The 8,215-nt window shown below is 77.3% G+C and carries 10 protein-coding genes and 2 tRNA genes; 7 read left to right on the forward strand and 5 right to left on the reverse strand.

The genetic code is table 11. The features are described from left to right. Positions 1 to 5: 5 nt before the first annotated feature. The 4 genes from ET526_RS17015 (at position 6) to ET526_RS17030 (ending at position 2,567) form a co-directional block, all read left to right on the forward strand. Positions 6 to 494, forward strand: a complete 489-nt coding sequence (locus tag ET526_RS17015) for a DUF411 domain-containing protein (RefSeq protein WP_135469260.1) — start codon at positions 6 to 8, stop codon at positions 492 to 494. A gap of 121 nt (positions 495 to 615) precedes the next feature. Then, positions 616 to 996, forward strand: coding sequence for a CopM family metallochaperone (gene copM, locus ET526_RS17020; protein WP_135469263.1), 381 nt, complete (start codon positions 616 to 618; stop codon positions 994 to 996). A gap of 289 nt (positions 997 to 1,285) precedes the next feature. Then, on the forward strand, positions 1,286 to 2,080 hold the full coding sequence (locus tag ET526_RS17025) for a helix-turn-helix domain-containing protein (protein ID WP_158295623.1): 795 nt from the start codon (positions 1,286 to 1,288) through the stop codon (positions 2,078 to 2,080). 4 nt (positions 2,081 to 2,084) lie between these two features. Then, positions 2,085 to 2,567, forward strand: coding sequence for a response regulator (locus ET526_RS17030; RefSeq protein ID WP_135469266.1), 483 nt, complete (start codon positions 2,085 to 2,087; stop codon positions 2,565 to 2,567). A 100-nt stretch (positions 2,568 to 2,667) separates the two neighbouring features. Here the strand turns inward: ET526_RS17030 and fixJ are convergent, their stop codons facing one another. Both fixJ and ET526_RS17040 read right to left on the reverse strand, forming a co-directional pair. Next, positions 2,668 to 3,348 (reverse strand): response regulator FixJ, encoded by a 681-nt coding sequence (gene fixJ, locus ET526_RS17035; protein ID WP_135469268.1) that lies wholly within the window; start codon positions 3,346 to 3,348, stop codon positions 2,668 to 2,670. Positions 3,349 to 3,422: 74 nt separating this feature from the next. After that, a complete protein-coding gene (locus ET526_RS17040; protein ID WP_240048446.1) occupies positions 3,423 to 5,072 on the reverse strand; it encodes a PAS domain-containing sensor histidine kinase in 1,650 nt (549 codons plus the stop codon). A gap of 140 nt (positions 5,073 to 5,212) precedes the next feature. Between ET526_RS17040 and ET526_RS17045 the strand changes: the two genes are divergently transcribed. Further along, on the forward strand, positions 5,213 to 5,428 hold the full coding sequence (locus tag ET526_RS17045; RefSeq protein WP_135469270.1) for a hypothetical protein: 216 nt from the start codon (positions 5,213 to 5,215) through the stop codon (positions 5,426 to 5,428). Positions 5,429 to 5,580: 152 nt separating this feature from the next. Here ET526_RS17045 and ET526_RS17050 read toward each other — a convergent pair whose 3' ends face one another. The 3 genes from ET526_RS17050 to ET526_RS17060 form a co-directional block, all read right to left on the reverse strand. Beyond that, positions 5,581 to 5,808, reverse strand: coding sequence for a hypothetical protein (locus ET526_RS17050; RefSeq protein WP_135469273.1), 228 nt, complete (start codon positions 5,806 to 5,808; stop codon positions 5,581 to 5,583). Positions 5,809 to 5,921: 113 nt separating this feature from the next. Continuing rightward, positions 5,922 to 6,686, reverse strand: coding sequence for a 2-keto-4-pentenoate hydratase (locus ET526_RS17055; RefSeq protein ID WP_135469275.1), 765 nt, complete (start codon positions 6,684 to 6,686; stop codon positions 5,922 to 5,924). A gap of 205 nt (positions 6,687 to 6,891) precedes the next feature. Next, positions 6,892 to 7,713, reverse strand: a complete 822-nt coding sequence (locus tag ET526_RS17060; RefSeq protein WP_135469277.1) for a TrmH family RNA methyltransferase — start codon at positions 7,711 to 7,713, stop codon at positions 6,892 to 6,894. 135 nt (positions 7,714 to 7,848) lie between these two features. On the opposite strand from ET526_RS17060, the gene ET526_RS17065 reads away from it, so the two are divergent. Both ET526_RS17065 and ET526_RS17070 read left to right on the forward strand, forming a co-directional pair. Next, positions 7,849 to 7,931 (forward strand) — tRNA-Tyr (locus ET526_RS17065). Positions 7,932 to 7,986: 55 nt separating this feature from the next. After that, positions 7,987 to 8,057, forward strand: a tRNA-Gly gene (locus ET526_RS17070). Positions 8,058 to 8,215: the final 158 nt, after the last annotated feature.

Below are 8,215 nucleotides of genomic sequence, written 5' to 3' on the forward strand. Positions count from 1 at the left end.
AAGGAATGGCACAGGCATTCGGCAGGCGCGGCGTGCTGGCGGCGGCGGGGCTCGCCACGCTGCTGCCCGGCGGGGCGGGGGCGGCGGCGCCGCGCCTCACCGTGTGGCGGGACCCGAATTGCGGCTGCTGCGGCGGCTGGATCGAGCACATGCGGGAGGCGGGTTTCGCGGTGGAGGACAACCTCGTTCCCTCGCCCGCCCCGGCGCGGCGGATGCTCGGTATCCCGGCCGACCTCCTCTCCTGCCACGCCGCGCGGGTCGGCGGCTACGCGATCGAGGGGCATGTTCCCGCGGCGGCGGTGAAGCGCCTGCTGGCCGAGCGCCCGCCGGGCATCCGCGGCCTCGCCGTGCCGGCGATGCCGATCGGCTCGCCGGGGATGGAGGTGCCGGGAGAGCCGCCCGAGACCTATGAGGTGATCGCCTTCGGCGCCGGGGAGCGGCGCGAGGCCTTCATGCGCTTCCGCGGCGCGGAGCCGCTCCCGCCCCGGCCTTGACTCTCCCATGGTGGGAGGCCCGAGCCTGCCGCCGTCCGCGCTCCGCCCTGCGGGCCGGGCAGATGGCGGCGAGAGGGGCGCGCCCCCTGCTCCCGCGTGCCGTGAAGGGAGAACGACAGCCATGGCCATCCCGCGCCCCCGATCCGCCGCCCTGGCGGCGGCCCTGCTTCTCGCCCTGGCCGCGCCGGCCGGGGCGGGGCAGCACGCGCATCCCCATCACGGTGCCGCGGCGGCGCCGGCCGACGCCTCCTCCCCGGCTGTCGCCGCCTTCCGCGCGATCAACGAGCGGATGCACCGCGAGATGGCGATCGCCTTCACCGGCGATGCGGACCGCGACTTCGCCAGCGCGATGATCCCGCACCACCAGGGCGCGATCGACATGGCCCGCGTGGTGCTGGAGCATGGGCGCGATCCCGAGATCCGCCGCCTCGCCGAGGAGATCATCCGCGCGCAGGAGGCCGAGATCGCGCAGCTCCGCGCCTTCCTCGCCGCCCGTCCCTAGGGCGGATCGCGCAGGGCTGGAGACGGCCAGGGGCGCTAATCCGCTCCGCAAACGATGGGCTGGAGCCGTTTCCGAACCCGCGGCCGATCCCAGCCGGGTGGCCTCGCCCGAACGGGTGAAGATGCCCGCGCACTCAACGGGCCGGAGCGTTTGCCGCGGGCCGGGGCTACGGGATTTCCCGTATCGGGATTTTCCCGAATCGCGCCTCCGGCCCGCGCCGCGCAGAGTGCCCGCATGACGGTGTGGCCGCGACAGGCGCGGCCCCTCGGCGAGGGCGGGACGAATGGCCATGGACGGAGAGGGGATGCGGGAGATGGCCGCCGGGGCTGCGGCGGGCGGGCGGTTCTCGGGGATGCCGCTGATGGCGGTGCGCCCCGGCAGCGCCGCCGCGCCGGCCGCGGGTGGCGGCAGCACCCTCTCCCTCACCGCCGGGGAGACGCTCTACGCCGAGGGCGAGCCGGCCGAGCACTGGTACGAGGTGGTGGCCGGCGCGGTGCGCGCCTGCAAGCTGACGCCGGACGGCCGGCGCCAGGTGGTGGAGTTCCACCTGCCCGGCGACGTGTTCGGCCTCGACGAGGTGGACGGCGTGCGCGGCCTCACCGCCGAGGCCGCCGCCGCCGAGGGGCGCACCGTGGTGATCCGCCGCTGCCGCCGGCGGCTCGAGAGCATGGCCGAGGCCGATCCCCGCTTCGCCCGCCGCCTGCACGAGATGGCGCTGCGCCGCCTTGCGCGGGCGCATGCGCGCCTCGTGCTGCTCGGCCGCAACGGCGCGGTGGAGCGCGTCGCCGCCTTCCTGCTGGAGATGGAGGCGCGCATGCCGCGCAGCGACGCCGGGCCGGGCGGCTTCTGCCTGCCGATGACGCGCGAGGACGTGGCCGACCACCTCGCCCTCACCACCGAGACGGTCAGCCGCACCCTGCAGATGCTGAGGCGCCGCGGCGCCATCGCCCTGCCCGGGCTGCGCCTGGTGCGGATCCTGGACCGCCGCGCCCTGCAGGGCCTCGGCGAGGCGGCGCCCATGCCCGCCGCCCCCCTGCCGATGCGCGGCGCCTCCGCGCCGGGGCGGCGGCTGCTCGCCGCCTGACGCCATGGGAATCGGTCAGCAGCCGGAGGCGGAGCGGGGCGGCACCCTGGCGGTGGTGCCGCAGGGCGGCTGCCGCGGGCGGGTCCTCGTGGTCGCTGAGGACGCGGCGGTGCGGCGCTCCCTGGTGATGCTGCTGCGCTCCTCGGGCTTCCAGCCGCGCGCCTTCGACTCCGCCGCGCTCTTCCTGGACCATGCCCTCGCCGCCGCGGCGGCGGGCGACGGCGCCGCCCCCTGCTGCCTGCTGGTGGATCACCAGCAGCCGGGCGGCATGGACGGGCTCGGTCTGGTCGAGCGGATGGCCGCGGCGGGGGCGGGGATGCCGGCGATCGTCATCGCGGGCGAGCCCGGCCCCGGCATGCGGCGGCGGGCGCAGGCGGCCGGGGTGATCGCCCTCGTCGCCAAGCCGCTGCTCGACGACGCGGTGATCGAGGCGGTGGCCGAGGCGGCCCGGCGGGCCAGGGACCGGGCCGCGGCCCGGCCCGCCTGAACGGGATCTGGAGCGTTCGCCGCGGGCCGGGGCGCAGCGAACCCGCTCCGGAGCCGCGTCTGCGACCAGGGCCGGGCGGAAACGGGGCGGCGCTGGCGGATCAGCCGGGGGGGCGCGGCGCGGCGGCCACCTGCTCGGCGCGCAGCGCGAGGCGCACCGCCTCGGCCAGGCTGCGGGCGCCGAGGCGCTCCATCATCCGCGCCCGGTGCACCTCCACCGTGCGCGGGCTGATGCCGAGTTCGTGCGCGATCACCTTGTTCGGCTTGCCCGCGGTCAGGAGCTCCAGCACCTCGCGCTCGCGCGGGGAGAGCGCGGCGATGCGCGCCGCGGCCTCGCTCGCCGCCGGGTCGGCGGGCGGCGCGGCGGGGGGCGGCGCCTCCGGCGCCGGCGCGGCGAGCGCGGCGTCGAGGGCGGCGAGCAGCGCCTCGTCGTCGAAGGGCTTCTCGATGAAGTCGAGCGCGCCGGCCTTCATCGCCTGCACCGCCGTGGCGATGTCGCCATGCGCGGTCATGACGATGACCGGCTTGGCGAATCCCTGGGCGCGGAGCTGGCGCAGCATCTGCAGCCCGTCCATGCCGGGCATCCGCACGTCGGTCAGCACGCAGCCGATGTCGCCCTCGCCGAGGGAGGGCAGCGCGTCGAGGAAGGCGAGGGCGGAGGGGTGGGTCCGCACCGCCATGCCGGCCGAGCGCAGCAGCATGGCGAGCGAGCGCCGCACCGCCTCGTCGTCGTCCACCACATGCACCGCGCCGCGACCGCCTTCCGGATCCCCGCTGCTCATGCCGTTCCTCTTAGAGCGGATCGCGGGCGGCGGGAACCGGCCGGGGGCGCGGGCCCACGCTCCCCGGGGTGCGTTCAGGCGTCGCCGTCATGCGCCTCCTCCGGCGGCAGGGTGGGCAGGGTGAAGCGGAACACGGTGCCGCCCCCGGGGTTCGGCTCGGCCCAGAGCCGCCCGCCATGCGCCTCGACGATGGAGCGGCAGATCGAGAGACCGATGCCCATCCCCCCCGCCTTGGTGGTGACGAAAGGCTCGAACAGCCGCTCGGCGATGGCGGGGGCGAGGCCGGGGCCGGTGTCGGCCACCGAGACCTCGACCTGGTCCGGCCCCGACGGGGCGGCGGCCAGCACCAGCTCGCGCCGCGGCGCCTCCCCGGGCGGGACGGAGATCTCCTGCATCGCCTCGACCGCGTTGCGGATCAGGTTGAGCAGCACCTGCTGCACCTGCACCCGGTCCACCAGCACCGGCGGCAGGGCGGGGTCGAAGCGGAAGGTGGTGCGCACCCCGCTCTCGCGCGTGCCCACCAGCGCCAGGGCGGCCGCCTCCTCGATCAGCCGGCCGAGCGGCTCCAGCCGCTGGTCCGCCTCGCCGCGGGAGACGAACTCGCGCAGCCGGCGCACGATCTGCCCCGCGCGCAACGCCTGCTCGGCGGTGAGGTCCATCGCCTCGCGCAGCTCCGCCAGGCGCTCGGACTCGGCGCCGGGCGGGATCGCCGCGGCGAGGGTGCGCCGCGCGGCGCGGATCGCGCTGGCCGCGGCGGTCAGCGGCTGGTTCAGCTCGTGGGCGAGGGCCGAGGCCATGGCGCCGACCTCGCTCAGCCGCGAGACGTGCAGCAGTTCCGACTGCAGCTCCTGCAGCCGCGCCTGGGTCGCCTGGCGTTCCGTCAGGTCGCGGACGAAGCCGGTGAACAGCCGCCGCCCGCCGCCCGCCGCCACCTCGCCCACCGCGAGTTCCATCGGGAAGGTGCTGCCGTCCTTGCGCCGGCCGGTGACGACGCGGCCGATGCCGATGATCCGCCGCTCCCCGGTCGCGACGTAGCGGGCGATGTAGGCGTCGTGCCGCTCGCGGTCCGGGCTCGGCATCAGCATCGAGACGTTGCGCCCGAGCGCCTCCTCGGCGGCGTAGCCGAACAGCCGCTCGGCGGCGGCGCTGAAGGATTCCATGATGCCGCGCTCGTCGATCACGATCATGGCGTCGGGAATGCTCTCCAGGATCGAGCGCAGATGCGCCTCTCGCTCCTCGAGCGCCTTGCGCTCCCGCCGCCGCTCGGTCAGGTCCTGGATCGTCACCACCACCTCGGCCACCCGCCCCGCGGCGTCGCGGAGCGGCGTGGCGCTGCACAGGCCGGCGAAGCAGGGCGCGCCGTCCGCGCGGCGCAGCACCTCCACCTCCGCTTCCCGCACCGTCTCGCCGCGCAGGGCGCGGGCGGCGGGCAGGTCCTCGGGCGGCAGCGGACGGCCATCCGGGCCGCGCGTCTCGAACAGCGCGGCATAGCGGGCAAGCGGCAGGCGGGCCTCCGCCCGGTCCGCGAAGCCGTGCAGGGCGGCGAAGGCGGCATTCGCCTCGATCGGGCACCCCTCGGCGTCGAAGGCGGCGATGCCGAGCGAGACGCCCTCGAGGGCGAGGCGCAGGCGAGCATGCTCATGCCCGGTCCGCGCCTCCGCCCCGGCTCCGTTCCGGGCCGGCTCGGGGCCGCCGGCCCCCCTCTCCCCGGGCGCATCGGTCACGCGCGCTTCCCTCCTGGTTCCGGCCGCCGCCGCGGCACCGCTGCCGTTTAGGGGATTTCCCTATACGGGGTTCCCCCGACTGGCGCGAGGCGGGCGGGGATGCAGGCTGGGCGCCGCGTCCAGGATGGAACCGGGGAATCATGCAGGAGCGGGCGAAGCCAGCCCAGGCCGAGGGCATCGAAGCGGCGGCGCGGGTCAGCCGCGAGCTTCGGCGCGGCCTCGTCGAGCGCCTGGTCCGGCGGGAGGAGGCGGCGGAACGGGGCGGGGATGCGCCGGAGGGGCGGCACCGGCCGCACCTCGTCGCCGCGCCGCCCGGGGGCCGGGGCGGGGAGGGCTGGAGGCGGCCCGGGGCGTGAGCGCGCGCCGGATGGGGGCGGGGCCGCCTCGCCGGCGCCCGCATGGGCCGGCTCGCGCGGCTGTCGTGGCGCGGCCGCCGCTCCGGGCCCTCGCGGCCGGGATGGGGTGCCGGACGCCCGCGCGGATACGCCCGGCGCTGCCGCCGGCCGCGTCAGGCGTGGCCGATGGGGCCGAAGGCCTCCTGCTGCGTCGCCCGCACCACCGCCGCGAACAGGCGCAGCGCGTCCGGCCCGCCGCGGTCGGAGAGGCTGCCCTGCTCCATCTCCGCCGCCAGCAGCTCGGCGTGCTCGGCCAGGGTCTCGGCGGCGCGGCGCATGGCCTCGCGCGAGAGGGCGAGTTGCGCTTCCTCGGTGAGGCAGTCCCAGGTCTCAGGCGGCATGGGTTTCCCGTTTTCGCTGCCGTCCTGGCGAGGCTCGCTGGCCCCTTCGGCGGGGCGACGCCGAGTGTGGCGCGCCGCGGTTAATGCCGCCTTTCCGCCGACCGGCCCGGCCCTTACAGGAAGCGGAGGCGGGCGAGGCCGAGCGGCCCGAAATCCGCCTCCACCGCGCAGGGGCCCTCCAGCCAGATCGCCGGGGTGACGGAGCCGAGCCAGACCACCTGCCCTGCCTTCAGCCCGCCGAACGCCTCGGCGGCGCCCGAGCCAGCGAGCCAGGCCAGCGCCTCCAGCGGGTGGCCGAGCAGGTCGCGCCCATGGCCCGCCGCCACCGCCCTGCCGTCCACGCGCAGCTCCCCCCGCAGCGCGGCGAGGTCGAGGCCGCGCCAGTCCGCGGGGGGCGGAGCGACGACGCCGGCGGCGTGGAACACCTGGTCGGCGATCAGGGTCGGCGCGCCGAGCGCGCGGAAATCGCCGTAGCGGTTGTCCACCACCTCGATCGCCGCGAACACCTCCTCCACCGCCTCGGCGGCGCGCTCGCGGCTGCAGGGGCCGAAGGGGAGGTCGCGGCCGAGGCGCAGCGCCACCTCGCACTCGACCCCCGGCCGCACGAAGTCGGCGAGGCGGAAGGCGGCGCCGTCCGGGCGCAGGCTCTCCGCCGGCACGAAGCCGGCGGCGGGGCCGGGGAGGCCGAGATACTCCTGCATCTGCCGCGTGGTGGCGCCGATCTTGAAGCCCGCGGGCGGCACCGCGCCGAGCCGCTCGGCGACCCGCCGCTGCAGCGCATAGCCCGCCGCCGGGTCGGCCGGGGTCAGCTCGCCCAGCGGGGCGAGGGCGCGGCGGGCGCGTCGCGCCTCCAGGATCAGCTCGGCGGCGTCGGGCATGGGCTCTCCTCCCCTGCGGCATGATCTGCCTTGGTGGATCAGGCGTCCGCCCCTGTCGAGCGGCTGCTTCGCCGCCCCGGCGATTCCGCCTCAGCGGACCATGCCCCGGAGCGGAGCGCCGGCCGTCGCCGCGGGCACGGCCGGGCGGGCAAGGCCCTGAGGCCGGCCGTTTCCGGCCCTCCGCGATCCGCTCCAGAGATCCGCTCTAGATGCGGGCGAGCTCGTAGAGCGCGACCGCGGCGGCGGCGGAGACGTTGAGGCTCTCCATCTCCGGCGCGATCGGCAGCCGCGCCAGCTCGTCGCAGGTCTCGCGCGTCAGGCGGCGCAGCCCCTCGCCCTCGCCGCCGAGCACCAGCGCCACGCGCCGCCCGCCGAGTCCGGCCTGGGCGAGCGTCACCGGCGCCCCCGCCTCCAGCCCCACCACCCAGAGGCCGGCGCGCTTCAGCTCGTCGAGCGTGCGGGCGAGGTTCACCACGCGCACCACCGGCACCACCTCGAGCGCGCCGGAGGCGGCGCGGGCCAGGGCGCCGGTCTCGGGCGGGGCGTGGCGGTCCTGCAGCACCAGCGCGGCGGCCCCGAAGGCGGCGGCGGAACGCAGGATGGCGCCGACATTGCGCGGATCCGTCACCTGGTCGAGCACCAGCACCGGGCCCGTGCCCTGCGCGAGCGCGCGGTCGAGCGGCACGGCGGGCAGCGGCTCGGCGAGCAGGGCGGCGCCCTGGTGCACCGCGTCCTCGGGCAGGAAGGTGGCGAAGCGGGCGCGCTCCGCCCGCTCCGGCGCGATGCGCCAGGGCGGCGGCAGGCGGGCGGCGAGGGCGGCCTCGGCCTCCGCGGTCAGCAGCAGGCGGCGCAGGCGGCGGGCGGGGTTGGCGAGCGCCGCCGCCACCGGATGCAGCCCGTGCAGCCACACGCCGCGGGCCGGCGCCGGAGGGGCGCGCGGCGGCACGCGGTCCTCGCCGCGCGCGGGGGGGCGCCGGGCGGGTCCGGGCGGCGGCGCGGCGGGGGCGCGGGGCGGGGGTCGGCGCATGGCGCCGGCCATCCTGCGCGCCGGCGCAGCGCTGTCCAGGGGCGGCGGAGATGCCCCCGCGCCCGATTGACAGGGCGGGGCGAAAGCGGATAGTCCGCCCGCTCCCGCCGTCCGGACCGGGCGGGGGCGGCGTGCGGAGGGGTGCCCGAGTGGCTAAAGGGGACGGACTGTAAATCCGTTGGCTAGCGCCTACGTTGGTTCGAATCCAACCCCCTCCATAGTGCCTGGCCGCCCCGCGGCAGCGGGAGGCCCCGGCGGGCGCCCGGTCGGGGCGCGGGTGTAGCTCAATGGTAGAGCCCCAGCCTTCCAAGCTGGTTGTGCGGGTTCGATTCCCGTCACCCGCTCCGGCGCGCGGGCGCGGGGCCTCTGTCCGGGTCCCCCGGCGATCGCCACCAGATCGCCCGAGGGGTGATGCAAGGGTGGCGTGCGAGAGCGAGACGGGGTGACGGAGCCGGACGATGGCGAAGGCGAGGTTTGAGCGGACGAAGCCGCACTGCAACAT

Source organism: Crenalkalicoccus roseus, assembly GCF_004761865.1.
Lineage (GTDB): Bacteria > Pseudomonadota > Alphaproteobacteria > Acetobacterales > Acetobacteraceae > Crenalkalicoccus > Crenalkalicoccus roseus.